Origin of the sequence: Nostoc sp. (assembly GCF_036917435.1) — a bacterium.
GTDB lineage: Bacteria > Cyanobacteriota > Cyanobacteriia > Cyanobacteriales > Nostocaceae > Nostoc.
This window is the reverse complement of record NZ_JBALDM010000031.1, coordinates 235,419-252,108: the sequence shown is the minus strand read 5'-3', so window position 1 is coordinate 252,108 and position 16,690 is coordinate 235,419. Positions and strand designations below refer to the sequence as shown.

Genomic DNA, 16,690 nt, shown 5'->3' with positions numbered 1-16,690 from the left:
ACCCCTCAATTCATACGACAAAGCGACATAATTAGCCCCTTCCTCGCTTGCGGGGAGGGGGTTGGGGGTGGGGTTCTATCTCTGCAACCAAGCACCAATATCCTCTAATGTCCTCTCCATCCTCTCCAAAACATCCTCATTTCTAAATCGCACAACCTGCAACCCCAAACTCTCCAAAAATTCTTGACGGATTGCATCTTCCTGTTGGGTGTAATCATGAATTTCGCCATCCACTTCCACCACTAACCGCGCTTCATGACAGTAAAAATCGACGATAAAACGGTCAATTGTTTGCTGACGGCGGAACTTAAAACCCAAAAGTTGCTTGTCTCTCAACTTGTGCCAAAGTAACTTTTCTGCTGGAGTTGGTTCACACCGCATCTGTCGCGCTAATGGTTTAAGTTTTTTCTAAAGTTCGTGGGGGGTTTGCCAAGGGTATCCCGGAACCCCACCCCCTCCCCGCAAGCGAGGAGGGGGGACTGGAGTTGGTGATGAGGTTTGGGTTGGGGTTTTGATTTTGGGTCATTTGTGCGATTGGTGGTTAGCTAATATTTCATGTATTATTTCCCAGCGATCGCACTCTTACAACCTCCCTAACAGTCAAAACTCTGGCATAATCAGACATGGAATTAACTGTTATTTTGAATTTCGTCTAACTTGGCCCGCACCGCCTGAATATCCTGCCACATCAACCATTTCGGCGCACCTTTTTCTTTAGAAGGGTTACGCAGCAAGTAGGAAGGATGAAAAATTGGCATACATAAACGCCCTTCCCACTCCAGCCACTGTCCGCGAATTTTCGTAATCCCTCGCTTATCGCCAGTGATGCCTTTGACAGCAGTTGCACCTGTTAATAGGATTATTTTAGGGTCAACTAGACGAATTTGTTCTAGTAAGTAGGGTAGACAAGCCGCTACTTCTATAGGGGTGGGAACTCTATTGTCTGGTGGGCGGCATTTATTTATATTGGCAATGTATACGTCTTGCTCAGTAGTAAGATTCACTGATGCCAAAATTTTCTCTAGCAACTGTCCCGATCTGCCTACAAATGGTAAACCCGTTTCGTCTTCATTTTGACCAGGCGCTTCCCCGATAACCATAATTGGTGCTTTGAGATTACCGCGTCCGACAACAGTATGAATACGAGTGTCTCCCAATGGGCAACGGTGACAGCGATCGCAATGCTGTGTCAACTCCATTATGGTGGCATAAGTTCCCGGAGCGATCGCAATTTTCGCGTCTGTGGGAATCAGTTCTCGTTGGTTAAAGGTTGAGTCGTCGAAGAGACTGAGTTGGGTTTCGCTGCTCATGAAAATTAGGATTTTGGCATCAGCACCAGCTGTCTTATCTGAGTAAAATACTGCTTTGCTTGGAGATTTATCAGAATCAATAGACTTTTGCTGAGTACTTAATTATTTATACAAATCTTATTGTATCAGTTAATTTGAGACAAAATTCAGTCATGATAAAAGCATTGCCGTCCTAAGATGCTGGGGGAACCCATGTCCCATACCCCGCTTTTTGCCGATCGCACCCATGCGGGTGAATTATTGGCACGAGTGATTCATGATGTTTTGACTCAGCAAACTATTGATTCTGGAGTAAAGCCTGTACCAATTGTTTATGCTTTGCCAAGAGGGGGCATACCAGTCGCAGCACCAATAGCACGTCTTTTGGATTGTCCTTTGACAATCGTCGTAGCGAAAAAGATTAGCCATCCAGAAAACCCAGAGTTAGCAATTGGTGCAGTGACTACTTGTGGAAATGTTCTTTGGGGCGATCAAAAGCTATTTCGGTCTAAATATGACGCGCGGTTGCGGGAAGTAGCTTTAAATAAAGCCATTAATCAAGCGAAGTCTCTTGAAGCTCAATTAATTCCTGCTTGTCCAGAGGTGAATACTGAGAATGCTACGGTCATTTTAGTTGATGATGGCATTGCTACAGGTATGACAATAGCGGTAGCAGCAACTGCCATCAAAGCGCTTTCGCCAGCAGCAGTTTGGCTATGCACTCCAGTAGCTCCGCTAAAATTGCTACCTTGGTTAGAACAGTGGGGCGATCGCACAATCGTCTTGCAAACACCAGAACCCTTCTGGAGTGTGAGCAATTTTTATGCCCAATTTCCCCAAGTTGATACATTAGAAGTTATGAAATATCTCCAGCAACAAAATACAATAGAGCCAATGGATCTGTGCGAGTAATTTTGAATTATTAACTTTTAATTATTCCTCTGCTTACGAATTACGAATTATTTGAAGATGTTCCTTGCTGGTATTGCATAGCTTTAGCATAATCACCCAAGGCGTAGCAAGCGACTCTCAGACGATCGAGAGCTTCTTCTTCGCTGCGACGATCTTTGATATTTCTAGCTAACAGCAAACGTTGCTCATAATATGTAATTGCTTTGTTATAGTCACCCAAAGCTTCACAGGCAACTCCTAAACTACCTAAAGACTGTTCCTCGCTACGCTTGTCTTGAATTTCTCTAGCTAATAGCAATCGGTCTTCATAATACTTAATGGCTTTAGTATAATCACCTAAAGCATAACAAGCATTACCTAGATTTTTTAGCACCTGAGAAGCACTACGAACATTTTTTAAGGAACGTGCTAGTACTACACACTGTTCATAATAGGCGATCGCTTTTGGGTAATTATTCAAAGCATACCAAGCATTACCCAAATTTTTGAGTACCTGTTCCTCACCCCAGTTATCTTTGAGTTCCCGCACAATTTCTAGACTTTGCTGCTGATACTCAATAGCCTGCGTAAAGTTACTCAAAGATTTATACACCAATCCCAAATTATTCAGTGCTGCCACTTGACTGCGTTTGTCTTGCAGCTGTTGCGTTATTTTTAAACACTTTTCTAGAAACTCAATAGCCTTATTATGGTCATTCAGGTGACGGTATGAATTGCCTAAATGGGAAAGTGCTTGCATTTGCAATGCTAAATCTGAGATGTTATTGAGCAAAGACAAACACTGCTCGGAGTAAGAGATAGCACCTTTGTAGTCTCCAGCGCTGTAAGTTACCAATCCTAAAAAAGAAAGCGTCTGTGCCTGTTTTTGCAAATCTCCAACTGCCTGAAATAGCTCCAAAGATTGTTGTAAAGACTTTAGCGCTGCTATTAATTCACCAGCTTGCTGTTGTTGAATTCCTTGCCGTAGTAGGTTGGATGCTTCGGATAAATTGTCGTCACTTTCGTATGGAGGTGGTATTTGTGCGTTTGAACCAGAGTCAAATTCATGGGTAATTGTATTACGCTTCACTGGTTTTAAATTTGTTGTGGGTAATTGTATTTTTCGATCTATTATTCCATTGCCTTTAGGCATCAACCCCTTTCTGTTAAGTCTGGTGGTAAATCTAGTATTCCCAAAAGCAGAAGGTATCTTTCATCAGGTGTTGCCCCTACGGTAAATCAAAGCTTTCACTGCTTTTTTGCGTAACTCCTAAGTAAGTCGGTGAGAATAAATCAAACTATGTTAACTAATATAAAGCTAGATAAATTTAGCTTGTAGTAAGGGCTTTAGGCCTTTTCTTAGGACTAAAGTCCTTACTACAAACATTGAATTCTTTACACCGTTCTACTTATATATAATAAATCCTCCCTTTACTCCAAAAAAGAGGGGCTATGTCCCCTATTCCTGAAAGTATTTGGAAGGATATTTAAAAGATAAATGTCACTAATCTACAAGTATTGAATTATCGAACCTGTTAAAAATTGGGTGTTGATTTAAGCAACAGATACAGGGAGATTTGCCACAGAGCCATTACCGGGGATGGGTTGGCGGGTTTTCAAGTCAAATTTAAAGCCATGTGGCAAGATATGAAGCTTTGCTCCGAAAATCGCCAAAGACTCATCCTTTAAAATTTCGCCCATATTGTTGTATGTAGCCTCTGATTCATCTACAATCGTCACCGCACCTTCACCAATCACTTCAATTTGGCTATCTGTGACGACCATAGCGGTATTCTCATCAATACCGAATCCTAAAACAGCAGGTTCTAGTATTAAAGCTGAAATTAACCGTCCCAAGCGTCCACGCTGGGAAAAATGCTGGTCAATTACCACCCCTGGTAAAAAGCCTAGACCGGGGCCCATTTCGACAGTTTCAATTCGCGGATGTGTCTGTGAATCACCTTCCACGATCATTTTATCTGGCATCACAGCAGCGCCCGCACTTGTGCCAGCGATAACTATACCTTCGGCAAACCGTTTATGAATGGCCACATCGATTTCAGTATCCTTGAGGATGTTGGTGATGCGAGCTTGGTCTCCACCGGTAAAAAATACCCCAGTTGCTTTACTAATTGCTTCTAATGCGGTAGATGAAGATGCGTCTTCGCGGGTTTCTGTATCAATAATGCGAACATTCTCGGCTCCCAAGCGCTCAAAAACTCTAATATAATTTTCTCCCACTTCTCTTGGTAATTCTGTCGCTGCCGTCATAATGACAATGTACGCCTTCGTACCGCCAGCACGTCGCACAAAGTCCCGGAGAATTTGGGAATCTCCTTCTTTGTCTTCGGCTCCCCCAATAATTACCAGCTGCCGTTTGAAATTACTTTCCACCTTGATGCCCCCTGATGTGAGTTAATAAATTTCACTAAACCATGACAATTAAACTATCAAATCATCCCTATGGTAGATTACCTGATATAAGGTAGGATTAAAATTTGCGTAGACGCAAAGCAGCTTGTCGTTAGACATCGCAATTAGACCAAAAGATTTTTCAGGAAAATTACCTTGAGAACAGTTTCCCTCAAAATTAATTTTCTTTTACTAAATAAAAACCTGCAAAGCAACTGCCTAGAGAAATTGTTCTCAAGGCAATTTTTACTATGTTTCTAATTGCCGGAAAATTTATCGTGCAATTGGATATCTGATGGTAAGTTCTAATGAATACGACTTGTGTAAAGCAAGTTAGTCAAGAAAAAACGTGCTTGTTCTAGTGGGAGATGCCTGGGTTTACCTTGGTAGACAATTTGATACTCGTTGATGTCTGCCCCATCACCATGCCCAGAGATCAGCTTTTGATGAAAAGCTTCCTCAGCAAGTTCTCGAATTTCGTCTCTTAGAGCAGCTTGTGTGGTATTCATACTTGGCTGTCTTTTCAGTACTGGATGTTTATTTATACAAATTTTCTGATGGGTATTGCACCTTTCAAAGGTTATATCTTTGACTATTCGTGAGGATGAGGTTACTATTCTAAATTCTTTACTGAGGAAAGAAAATTTAATTATGCCTTGAGATAGTTAAAAATGCTTACTAATAGGGTTAATGTAAGTTCTGATTAGATCAATGGCTTTGCCATCACTCCCCAAAAGTAATCTGAATCAATCTCCACTCAAGAAGTCTGAGTAACCATAACTCAGCATATAAATAAATTTCAGGGTGTTTAGTTAGCCAAAGGTTCGTAATCAATGGTTCTACAAAAAAGCAGTGATTTAGTCCGCATCAATGCTAGAAGAACGGATGTATTCGATATTTTCAACTTCAAGCATTATGTTGGCCCCAACCCCTATTTGAATATAGGGGCAATAGTATTTGACTTTGCTCTAGTTGAATCTAGAGAGCCTTTGCCCATTAAAGATTATATTGCAAGCATTGGCGATCGCTATCCAAATCTGGGCAGCCAAAGCTACGAATCCCATGCCCATCTGTTCGCCCAAGTTGTGTCCGAAGTCGGAAAACTGGACATGGATTTGCACCTGAAGCAATGGATTGTCAAGCCATATCCAGATTTAATGCGAATTAGCGTCCAGTCAATACACGAACGCACAACTAGAGAGGTAGTTTATTTTGCTTGGGATTGGTTTGAAGCCATTACCCAAGACGAAGACTTTAACTTTGATGAGCAGCTAGTCAGGCTGCAAAATAAATTCCGTGCATCTGTCTATGGTGGCCCCACAGTTTACGCCTTATTGCGAACAGCCTACGAAAAAGGTATTCCTGCCTTTTATTTGTGGGAAGAAGGATTAATGCAATACGGCTTTGGGAGAAAACATGTCCGGGGGGTAGCAACGACATTTAACTGCGATAGTCATCTAGATTCAGAATTTACTACCCGTAAAGATGACTGCAAGGCATTTTTGAAAACCTTGGGTTTCCCTGTCCCTGAAGGCGATATCGTCTTTTCTGAAAAGGAAGCCTTAATAGCAGCAAGAAAAATTGGCTACCCAATAGCTGTTAAGCCAGTGGTAGGTCACAAAGGAATTGGTGTTACAGCTGACATCCAAGACTCAAAAGAACTGGAATCTGCTTATCATAGGGCATTAGCAGCGATTCCTGAAGATCAGCTAACTCGGATAATTGTTGAAAAAAGTATTTCCGGCTCGGATTTTCGGATGTTGTGCGTCAATGGCAGATTTGTCGCCGCCACAGAACGCCGTCCAGCATCAGTTATCGGTGATGGGTATTTAACGCTTGCAGAATTAATCCGCCTAGAGAACCGCAAACCTGCACGTTTAGATACGCCTACCTCACCGATGAGTAAAATTCAGATTGATGAAGCGATGGAACTCTACTTAGAGGAACAGCGCTTATCGTTAGACAGCGTGATTGAGAAGGGGCGCACTGTTTATCTGCGTAAAGTTGCTAATCTTTCAGCCGGGGGTATGAGCATCGATGCAACACGCACGGTTCATGCTGACAATATTATCCTGGCGCAAGATATTGCTCAACACTTCCAACTGACTTGTCTGGGGATTGATGTCATTACCAAGAGTCTCTCAGAGTCTTGGAAATCTAGTAACTTCGCTATCCTAGAAATCAATGCTGCACCGGGAGTTTTAATGCATCTTAAACCTTCTGAAGGTGAAAGTGTTGATGTACCTTCTCATATTCTAGAAACCTTTTTTGAGTCGGGTACAGATGCGAGGATACCAATTATCACCTTTAATAAAATCTCCGTTGAAGAACTGCAAGAAACGATTGACCATATTCTTTTACAACATCCCAATTTGATAATAGGGGCTGTTTGTCGTGATGCAGTTTTTGTGAATCGCTCGAAAAAAGTATTAGGCAAAAATTACAACAGCAATGTCCAAACTTTGCTGCGTCATCCCAAACTTGATTTGTTGATTGCGGAGTATGCGGAAGAAACCTTAGATGAAGAGGGGACATTTTACCAAAATAGTAATATCGTCGTTTTGGACAATCCTACCGAAACTGAGATGATACTAGCGCGGGATGTTTTCGATAGTTCTACTGTGGTGATTAGAAAAGGCAATGATATTTCTATCCGTCGCAAAGGATTGATTGAAGATTATACTTTGGCTGAAGATGAACCATTTACGCGGGTTTATTTGAAAGAAACTGGAACGATTTTTTGAGCTAAGTAAGCGAATCCATTAGATACCCGACTTCTTAAAGAAGTCGGGTATCTGAATTTATCGTTCAGGCAAGAGACGCGATGAATCGCCGTCTCTACAATAAATTGATTGCCTAGAATTTCAAAATATCTAATGATTCTTCGATTTCTAAATCTAATATTCTTTCTCGTGTATCTTTGAGTGCTTCTAGCTTACCCTCTTTGCGATAGATGTCTGCCGCTTTTTGAAAATCTTCAATTGCTCCCTGTTTATCTGCGATTTCTAAACGAATATTGCCACGATTGTAATAAGCATCTGCATAATTTGAATTAATCTGGATTGCTTGAGTATAATCTTCAATTGCTTCCTGAAAACTCTCTAAGTCGGAACGAGCATTACCACGGTTGTAATAAGCATCGGCATAATTAGGATTAATCTGGATTGCTTGAGTATAATCTTCAATTGCTCCTTCAAAATCTCCTAAGTCGGAACGAGCATTACCACGTTTTTTATAAGCTATGGCATCTTTAGGATTAATTTTAATTGCTTGGGGAAATCCCGGTTGAGAACTTAATAAATAACGCTCAATTCCACGGTTTTTATAAGCATCAGCATAATGAGGATTAATTTTAATAGCCTGAGTATAATCCTCAATTGCTCCTTGGTTATCTCCTACATGAGAACGAGCTTCAGCCCGGTTTTTATAAGCTACGGCAACATTAGGATTAATTCTGATAGCCTGGGTATAATCATTAATTGCTTCTTCTAATCGCCCCAGTTGAGATAGAGCTAAACCCCGTTTATTGTAAGATTTAGCATCCTGAATATTTATCTGGATTGCCTGAGAATAATCTGCGATCGCAGCTTCATAATCTCCTAGTTGATAATGAGCTAAACCTCGTTTATAATATAAATCAACATCACCATGACTAATTTTTAAGGCTTTATTATAGTTAATAATTACATTTGTATATTCTCCTCTCTCAAAACACTCATCACCCAATTTAATATAAAGTATATTCAAATCTTCATCACTATATTCAGATTGAAAAGAAGCTTTAATAAATTGATTATTAGTTGGCTTAGATAATACTTCCGGCTTCGCAAGATATTTGTAAATTGGTGATTGTTGCTTAGAAGAATTATTTATAGAAGATTGTAACTGTTCTAGATAGCACCATAAACCACCGCCATACAATAATTGTTCTATCCCAAAAGAAATTTTACCAGTCTTTAATTTAATCATCCTGGTTGGAAGAAAACCAGCTAAAAAAAGGTGATATTCAGATTGTGCTTCGCTCACATCTTCTTGAATCAAAATGCAAACTACAACTGCATTTTTTTCAACTTCTTCAGAACTAACTGACCATCTAACTCTATCAATATTACCATGACGAGATTTAACTTCGATACCAATAGATGGATCGGAAGTCAAGGTAAAATCTATATTGCCATCGCCGCCGAACCGCTTTTCATAATCGACTTCGGTAATAAAATCTGCTAAACGTTCTTTGACAACTTCCTCACCCAATTTACCTTTAAGATAGCTGATAAAAACGTCACGAACTGGCGAAACACGCTTATATTTCTCAGCCATCAACCAGCAAAATTCCCGTAGCGCCTTTAATCTCTCTCCAGAGATTATAGTTAATTCACTATATTGACCTTCTGTTTCACAATGAAGCAGACAACCAGATGTTAACCTTTTGATAAAATCAGACTGTAGCGATCGCAGTAGTGTAATCCAGTCCATTGATATTTCTGCGAATCTTTTGATGAGATTATTCTATTAAAATATCCAGTCGCCGTAAACCTTTCAATTAGCTTGGGTGGAATTATGCGAAATTGCTTCACATTATGTATCAAATATTAATCTAAATTAATGTAATTACTTGTCTAAGCAGTAAAACCCAAAAGTATTGGCATAATTTTTTAACTTCGGAGTGAGAAGTATTTTAAGTTATTTAATGCATCAACCGCTACCTACTTTTCTAGTTAGCGTTAGGATAGCTATGTATTTTTTGGAAGTATAAATATGGCTCAGACTTTTTATGTAAATCCAGTATCAGGTAGCGATACTAACCTTGGTAGCCAACAAGCCCCGTTCAAAACTATTACCCAAGCCCTCAAGGTAGCTACAAATAGCACCAAGATTCAACTAGCAAATGGTAATTACAATGCTGCTAGCGGTGAAGTATTTCCGCTAACGGTTCCATCGGGCGTAATAGTGGCGGGTGATGAAACAAACAGTGGTAATGGTATTTTGATTGAAGGGAGTGGTAGCTACCTCAGCCGTACTTTTGCGGCTCAAAATGTAACATTTGTGCTACTAGATAAGGCTGAACTACGGGGAGTAACTGTCACAAATCTGGCTAGTCGTGGTAGTGGTGTCTGGATTGAATCAACTGCCCCTACTGTTGCTAATAGTACCTTCATCAACTGTAAACGGGAAGGAGTATTTGCTACAGGTGATGCTAATCCAGCTATTCTAAATAATGTATTCAGAGAGAATGCAGCCAATGGAATTGCGATCGCTAAAAATTCCAAAGGTCAAATTCAAGGAAATACCTGTGTCAAAACAGGTTTTGGCATCGCCATTAGTGATACTGCATCACCCATACTTCGAGATAACAAAATTTCCGAAAACCGTTCTGGAATTGTCATCTCTGGCAATACTCGCCCTGTATTGCGTAACAATGTTAGCGAAAATAATACTGACGATGGGATTACAGTAATTGGAACTGCCCTACCAGATATTGGCAGTGCCAATAATCCAGGAGGCAATACTCTACAAAATAATGGTAAATTCGATTTGCAAAATGCCAGTTCTAATAAGCTGGTTTCTGTGGGAAATAAAATAAATGTGTCTAAAGTCATAGGAAACATAGAGTTTGCCGATAGTTCGGCTTCCATTCCAACTCCGACACCAACGCCAACTCCAACACCGACTCCAACACCAACACCGACTCCAACTCCCACCCCAACGCCAACACCAACTCCCACCCCAACGCCAACTCCCACCCCAACGCCAACGCCAACTCCAACGCCAACTCCCAGCCCGACACCAACGCCAACGCCAACTCCCAGCCCGACACCAATACCAATACCAATTCCCACCCCGACACCAACGCCAACTCCCACTATCGAATTAACCGATATTAGTAATCATTGGGCGGGTGGATTTATTCGGGAATTAGTCAAATTGGGGATAGTTAATGGTTTTCCCGATCGCACATTTAAACCCGATGCTACAATGACACGGGCGCAATACGCCGCATTAGTGGTGAAAGCTTTCAACCCATCACCAAATCGCCCCGTGAGCAAATTCAAAGATGTACCGACAGACTTTTGGGCATCTAAAGTAATTCAACAGGCATATCAAGGTTTATTTCTCTCTGGTTTTCCTGATAATACCTTCGGCCCCAACAAAAATATTCAGCGCGTGCAAGTGATTGTATCCCTAGTGAATGGGTTGGGATTATCTGCTGATGGTACAGCAGCTATTAAATTTGATGACCAAGCAAAGATTCCTGATTATGCTAAAGATGAGGTAGTAAAAGCTATAGATAAAGGAATTATTGTCAATCACCCGAACCTGAAACAACTCAATCCTACCCGCGATGCTACACGCGCAGAGGTAACGGTAATGGTATACCAAGCTTTGCTAGACGCTGGTCGTGTAGCGGCGATTGAATCGCCTTATATTGTGACTTAAGTAGTGGCAAAAAGGGTTCTAATTTCCATTCTCATTATTTTTTCAGTAGTTCGAGTTTGGTTAGCTAACAGAAAAAGAATATTGTAGCGATGGAGTGCTTTTAAGCGCTCCATTTTATTAGTGAGTTTGGAGAGTCTAATGGCTGCTACCTTTAGATATCCATAGTAATCTTTGAATATTAAAAAATTTTAAGAGTTAATAAAATTATGTGACGACGTACAAAGTGTCACCTGCTTTAATTAAGATTGCGTACTGAAGTTTTATACTTCGTATATATAGCAGTCAACTTTGATTTTTTAATTTATTTGCGTCGTAGGCAATAGTAAAGAAAGCTCTTTGAGTTGTACGGAGTTTTTTTAAAATTAAATAGGATGTCTATATTATGAAAATTTTAAAGCATCGAAATACAGGAAAACCTTTGCATGTTGAAAGATAGCCCCAATTTAAATGCACTACTAGGTTTGTTGTTGCTTGTGCCAGTTCCTAGCATTGGTGTTGCAGCTGAACTGTATATCCTTCCTGGAATAATAGGACATTTAATAGCTCTTTTCTCTAAAATATGGTTGCTAGCTATACCCATTATTTGGTTGTTATTTGTCGATAAAGAGAATTTAAAATTTGAATATCCGAAGGGACGCGATTTGTTAGTTGGAGCCGGATTAGGACTATTGATGCTATCCATAATCTTGACTTTTTATTGGCTCCTGGGCACACAGTGGATAGATGTTGAATATGTTCGAGATAGAGCAAATCAGGTTGGATTGAACAGTTTTACTATTTATTTAGTAGGCGCAGCATACTGGATATTCATCAATTCTTTGCTTGAGGAGTTTGTCTGGCGTTGGTTTGTGTACCGCAAATGTGAAATATTAGTAACTTCCCCTTTGGCTGTAGTAATCTGTGGGCTATTTTTTACAATTCATCACGTTGTAGGTCTATCAGCCTACTTCGATTGGAAAACGACTATATTATGCTCATTGGGCGTGTTTATAGCAGGAGTAGTATGGTCGTGGTGCTACTTAACCTATCGCTCAATTTGGATTGGATACATCAGTCATATTTTTGCGGATATAGCAATTTTTATTATTGGCTGGCAACTTATTTTTACTTAACTCATGTTAAAAAATAAAAGCGATCGCTCCTTTAAACTAAAGAGCGATCGCTAATTTGTAAATTCCCAAATAAAACTTAAGCAGCAACAGGTTCCAACAATTTGATATCAGAGAAAATAAATTCTTGAATAGATGCTTGTCCTGCTGTCTCGGTGCGAATCTCCCGACGATTTAGGATGAAATAGTCACCAACTTTTTCATATTCATCGGTAAACTCACTTCTACCGCCCTTTTGTTCGCCAGTTTTGGGGTCATGATATACAGAGTCATAGCGGTGGGAGAGGTAGCCTTCCCCAGTGTCATGGCTGCTGAAAGTGTCAATTGTCACAAAAGTACCGTGAATTAGACGGTGAACATGGCATACTTCATTATTGCGGACTTTGTATTTATCGCCCTCAGCCTTACCACCAATCAAAAGCTCAACCGCACCAGTTTCGTCAGTTTTACCATAGCTAAATGTATTGGCGCTGTGAGTGTCATCAAAGCTGCGGCGGATGCGGTGAATTGCTATCTCCCAGGCTTGGCCATGAATTGCTTTCTGGGCAGACTCATCTTCTACATCTAAAACTTCGGCTTTGAGATTGGCATTGATAATCACTTTGCCTGTAAAAACTTTATCGTCATGCTTAAAGGTAATATTTGCAGTATAGCCGGGGAAATTCTTGTCCCAAGTATAGCGGTTCTCATAAGCAGCCCGGAAAAGTTCCTGAGCAGAGAGTTTTGTAACTGTCATGTGCTTCTCCTAGTCGCTACTGTAATTAGCGTTTTAGTTTCGTTGGTATTAGCATAGAAGTAATTGTTGAGGCTTGGATAGTCCCCAACTGGGTACACTTATGGTTAATTCTCTCCACGCTGTATTTGATGCGATCGCTAATGTCCGAAATGAGCAAGAATTAAAGCTAGCTCTAACGGATCAAATTGGTGAGCATTTCGGCGTGCAAAATTGGGGCATTTATTTCCTACATGAGCAACCAACAGATGAAATCGATGTTCAAGGTATTCCAGCAGTCTGCTTAGAAAGCAATCCAGTAGGGCGCTACGTGGTTGAGCGTCACGCTCCCGCCCACGAACAGTTATTATTATCACCAGCAGACTGGAAGCATTTTTGTTCGCGTTCCGATCACGAACACGTCATGAGTGGGCCAATTGTTTGCAATGGTCATCTTGTGGGAACGCTCAACTTAGCTCGTGATAAGGGAAATCCTCCTTTTAATGGCAATGATTTAGCCGATTTGAGTGCCTTATGCATTCATTTATCAGCAAAAATGGCAACTCTGCGGACAGAACCAAAAATATTCCATTCCCTTTTAGTAAATCCTCTAACAGCGCGTGAGTTACAAATTGCCGAGTTAGTGGCGCAGGGGTTAACAAATGCAGAAATTGGGGAAAAACTTTGGATTACGCAAAATTCTGTCAAACAAGCTTTGAAGAGGATGTTTCGTAAGTTGAAAGTTTCGGCGCGTGCAGAAATGGTGGCAAAGCTACAAGATATACAAGTTTCTTGAAGAATAATTCAGAAGCATCTGTCGTAGTTGTAATTCATAAATTGACCCTACGACAGATGTGGTTTTTCAAATGCTCCACATTTAACTTTTTCTGTCGATGCCTAAATCTTACTAATTTCAGGAATCAAACCAGATTCCTATAGTTCATGCTTAAGTCTAGATTATTTTTTGTTGTTCGATTAAATATTTAACTATATTTCTTAACTGTCTTATCTGTCTTATCTGTCATTGCATTTTCTTAGCGATAACGGGAAAATACGAACGTGACAGTAAGAATTCAGGAGTCATAATTCAGAAATCAGAATAATTAAAGAATCACAATATAGCGGTTCTCAGTTGAGTGAGGTATAAGAACCCCACCCCCAACCCTCTCCCCGCTTGCGAGGAGGGGGCTATGATGTAACTTGTATGATTAAGAAACGCAATAACACTTGATTAATCATATATATAAGTCAAAGTAGACCTGACTTTTCACGGTATCTGGAAAACCTCTCTTCTATTTCTCTCTCCTAAAAGGAGAGAGACTTTAAATTTTCCCCCTTCCCTCTCTTCTCTACGAGAGGCTTCGCCAACGAGACGCTGCGCGAACGTAGGGAAGGGGGTTAGGGGGTTAGGTTTTTCTACATAACGTGAAAAGTCAGAAAGTAGACCTGGTTCTAAGTTCTGATTTTTAATTCCTGAGTGCTGAATTCTTACCAAGAGACATTTGTCAACAATGTAATTGCTTCAATATACCCTATTATTTCTCAGGAGCAAAATTAATGAATTCAGTTCATCAAGAGCAGAGCGAAATTTTAACACAAGCCCAGAATATTAAACTGTCTGGTAATCCGATTCAAACTGAAAACTTTTTCGTTCAAAAGACTCTAAGATATGGAGGCAGAATCCGCTTCAAAATCCGTTATTCTGCCGAATTACAAGGTTTCTCACTGCTCGAAGTTTTTCTGATGAGAGCGCAGAATGGAACACAAACTGCTAGCATGACCATCCCGAACGGTGGCTCTACAGCTGTTGCTCAAGAACAAGAGCAAGAATTTAGTATTTGGGAACCAGGAGATTATTACTTCTTTTTTAAAATGTCTTCCAATAATGGAACATTTTTGATCGAGGATTATCAACTTTATTGGTCAAATAGTTAATTAGTTTTCCTTATAAATCTCTAAATCTGTAGTTCTAAATTACGGTAGGATTTATAAATTGATAAATTTTGGATTTAAGGATAAATCTAAAACCTAAAATTGACTCTCTAGAAAACCCTGGATAGAGGAATCCTCTACCCAGAGTTTCGGTGAACATAGAAGCGTGAGAGAAAAAGTACCTGAGAGTTATTACCCTGCACGTTTTTGCAATGGTTTATATCCAAATTCAGCAATGCTGAGTTGTTTTTTAAAGTAAGCACGGTAGAGTTCGCAACGTGGTAGGATGCGATCGCCTTCATAAGCGATTAGCCCCAAGCTTTCGAGCTTATGAGCATCAATGGGATTGAGAGAAATACTTTGCTTTGCGGTAACGATCTCAAGATACGCTTTTACCAAACTGGAATTTTCTTGCAACATTGCCCAGTGTCGCCATAAATGATAACGATAGATACCACCGTTAGCGATCGCTTCCTCTATCAGTTCTTCTAAACTAATTCTTTGATAGCAGAGATAATACAGAGCAATCCGAATTAGGGCTGGATGTCCCCCGACAAGAGACATCAGTTGAGTAACTTCGGTACCAGAAGTCCAGTCTAACCCATGCCGTTGGGCTAAATATTCGACTTGATGCTTAGTAAATTCTGGTAGATGAATCGGTAGTCCGATATTAAATGGAGAACGGTTGATATCCAGAGAGACATACACTTCTGTGGAATAAACAACCACTAGCCTTAATTTACGTAAGTTGGTATCTTGTCGTGCTTCTTCGTACCAAGAACGCAACAAACCAAAGAACTCCTGAGCAATTTCAGGATATTCAAAAAAGCGGTCAACCTCATTTAAGACTAAAACCACTGGACTTTTACTCTGCTTGAGTAAATAAGATTGTAGGTATAAATTGCAACTTAACTTACAACCTATTTCCTCATCCCAGTTCTGATCTAGCTTGGGATCTATGCCTAATTCTGTTGCAATTTGCCAGCAAAAAGAACGCAAAAGCTTATTTAGGCTTGTTAGACAACTCGCATCGAGTTGTTTGCAATTCAGGTTTACCGTCCGATAACCTTGGATGTGAGCAAAGGCTAACAGGCGCAGCACAAGAGAACTTTTACCCATCTCTCTTGGCGCTCGAATTCGGATCACACAGCCTGGTTGAATTATTTCTCGATAAACTAGTTCTTCAATGGGAGAACGTTCGACATAGAAGGGGGAATCTAGAGGTACGGGGCCGTCTGGGTATGACCAAAGGTTTTCGAGTTGATGATGTTCCTGAGTAACAAATAAGTCTAGAGGTAAAGACGGAGGTACTGTTTCTTTATCTGTATCTAAACTTAGCGAGTAAGTTCGAGATATTTCAGTATTGTTCGGCTCACTCAAGATTGCATAGTCTTCTCTATACAATTCTAGGTTAAAAGCGGTAAAGCACAATTTCAGGGTTTTTTGATCCACGCCTGTATTCAATGACCATAATCGGTTTAGAGTTTTGGTCGAAACATTCATGCGATCGCCTAAATCTTCTAGAGTGAAGTGATTGCCGCTATTTTGAACCTTTTCCATCGCCAGAATCGCCGCTTGTAAACGCTTTAGCCCAGCGATTGTGAGGATAAGTCCCCGCTTCCGAGTACTCTTCGATTGCTTCATATCAGTAATTATCTGTGTGCTTTTTTCTTTACTGTCTTAGCTATCTCTCATTGTTTCATGTTTTAAAACAGTTATTCAACAGTTATTTACCTGTTATTCTATTTCTATTTTTTAGTAAAAAATAATACATAAGCAATCAAGGTAAATTAGATGAGTGGGTATAAATAAACATAACTATATTTATTGTTATTTTTTCTCCCCCTAGTGAAAGCCGTTGATGCTTATAAATCAAGTGTCTTTGACTATTTGTAGATAAAAAATGA

At 40.1% G+C, this 16,690-nt stretch carries 13 protein-coding genes and 1 pseudogene; 6 read left to right on the top strand and 8 right to left on the bottom strand.

Annotated elements, in window-relative coordinates; all coding sequences use genetic code 11:
* Positions 1–75: 75 nt before the first annotated feature.
* Positions 76–393 (bottom strand): annotated as a pseudogene (locus V7K98_RS14020) (endonuclease domain-containing protein); the annotation flags it as partial.
* A gap of 236 nt (positions 394–629) precedes the next feature.
* Positions 630–1,310, bottom strand: coding sequence for a uracil-DNA glycosylase (locus V7K98_RS14015; RefSeq protein WP_335022720.1), 681 nt, complete (start codon positions 1,308–1,310; stop codon positions 630–632).
* Positions 1,311–1,502: 192 nt separating this feature from the next.
* On the opposite strand from V7K98_RS14015, the gene V7K98_RS14010 reads away from it, so the two are divergent.
* Positions 1,503–2,201 (top strand): phosphoribosyltransferase, encoded by a 699-nt coding sequence (locus V7K98_RS14010; protein WP_335022718.1) that lies wholly within the window; start codon positions 1,503–1,505, stop codon positions 2,199–2,201.
* A gap of 40 nt (positions 2,202–2,241) precedes the next feature.
* Here the strand turns inward: V7K98_RS14010 and V7K98_RS14005 are convergent, their stop codons facing one another.
* The 3 genes from V7K98_RS14005 to V7K98_RS13995 form a co-directional block, all read right to left on the bottom strand.
* On the bottom strand, positions 2,242–3,333 hold the full coding sequence (locus V7K98_RS14005) for a tetratricopeptide repeat protein (protein ID WP_335022716.1): 1,092 nt from the start codon (positions 3,331–3,333) through the stop codon (positions 2,242–2,244).
* A 401-nt stretch (positions 3,334–3,734) separates the two neighbouring features.
* Positions 3,735–4,574: a cyanophycinase gene (locus V7K98_RS14000; RefSeq protein ID WP_335022714.1), complete on the bottom strand. Its 840-nt coding sequence runs from the start codon at positions 4,572–4,574 to the stop codon at positions 3,735–3,737.
* A 323-nt stretch (positions 4,575–4,897) separates the two neighbouring features.
* Positions 4,898–5,101, bottom strand: coding sequence for a hypothetical protein (locus tag V7K98_RS13995; RefSeq protein ID WP_334859537.1), 204 nt, complete (start codon positions 5,099–5,101; stop codon positions 4,898–4,900).
* 324 nt (positions 5,102–5,425) lie between these two features.
* On the opposite strand from V7K98_RS13995, the gene V7K98_RS13990 reads away from it, so the two are divergent.
* On the top strand, positions 5,426–7,336 hold the full coding sequence (locus V7K98_RS13990; RefSeq protein ID WP_335022712.1) for an acetate--CoA ligase family protein: 1,911 nt from the start codon (positions 5,426–5,428) through the stop codon (positions 7,334–7,336).
* A gap of 112 nt (positions 7,337–7,448) precedes the next feature.
* On the opposite strand, the gene V7K98_RS13985 is transcribed toward V7K98_RS13990, so the two are convergent.
* Positions 7,449–9,068, bottom strand: a complete 1,620-nt coding sequence (locus V7K98_RS13985; protein WP_335022710.1) for a tetratricopeptide repeat protein — start codon at positions 9,066–9,068, stop codon at positions 7,449–7,451.
* Between the two features lie 282 nt (positions 9,069–9,350).
* Here V7K98_RS13985 and V7K98_RS13980 point away from each other — a divergent pair, with 282 nt between their 5' ends.
* Together V7K98_RS13980 and V7K98_RS13975 are read left to right on the top strand one after the other, a co-directional pair.
* Positions 9,351–11,030, top strand: coding sequence for a DUF1565 domain-containing protein (locus tag V7K98_RS13980; RefSeq protein ID WP_335022708.1), 1,680 nt, complete (start codon positions 9,351–9,353; stop codon positions 11,028–11,030).
* Positions 11,031–11,452: 422 nt separating this feature from the next.
* Positions 11,453–12,142: a CPBP family intramembrane glutamic endopeptidase gene (locus V7K98_RS13975; RefSeq protein ID WP_335022706.1), complete on the top strand. Its 690-nt coding sequence runs from the start codon at positions 11,453–11,455 to the stop codon at positions 12,140–12,142.
* A 76-nt stretch (positions 12,143–12,218) separates the two neighbouring features.
* Here the strand turns inward: V7K98_RS13975 and V7K98_RS13970 are convergent, their stop codons facing one another.
* Entirely contained in the window at positions 12,219–12,875 is a 657-nt protein-coding gene (locus V7K98_RS13970; protein ID WP_335022704.1) for a DUF3386 domain-containing protein, read from the bottom strand.
* A 100-nt stretch (positions 12,876–12,975) separates the two neighbouring features.
* On the opposite strand from V7K98_RS13970, the gene V7K98_RS13965 reads away from it, so the two are divergent.
* A complete protein-coding gene (locus V7K98_RS13965) occupies positions 12,976–13,647 on the top strand; it encodes a helix-turn-helix transcriptional regulator (RefSeq protein WP_335022702.1) in 672 nt (223 codons plus the stop codon).
* A 761-nt stretch (positions 13,648–14,408) separates the two neighbouring features.
* Positions 14,409–14,786, top strand: a complete 378-nt coding sequence (locus V7K98_RS13960) for a hypothetical protein (RefSeq protein ID WP_335022700.1) — start codon at positions 14,409–14,411, stop codon at positions 14,784–14,786.
* A 189-nt stretch (positions 14,787–14,975) separates the two neighbouring features.
* Here V7K98_RS13960 and V7K98_RS13955 read toward each other — a convergent pair whose 3' ends face one another.
* The gene (locus V7K98_RS13955) at positions 14,976–16,427 is read right to left on the bottom strand and encodes an AAA-like domain-containing protein (protein WP_335022698.1); all 1,452 of its coding nucleotides are present in this window, start codon (positions 16,425–16,427) and stop codon (positions 14,976–14,978) included.
* Positions 16,428–16,690: the final 263 nt, after the last annotated feature.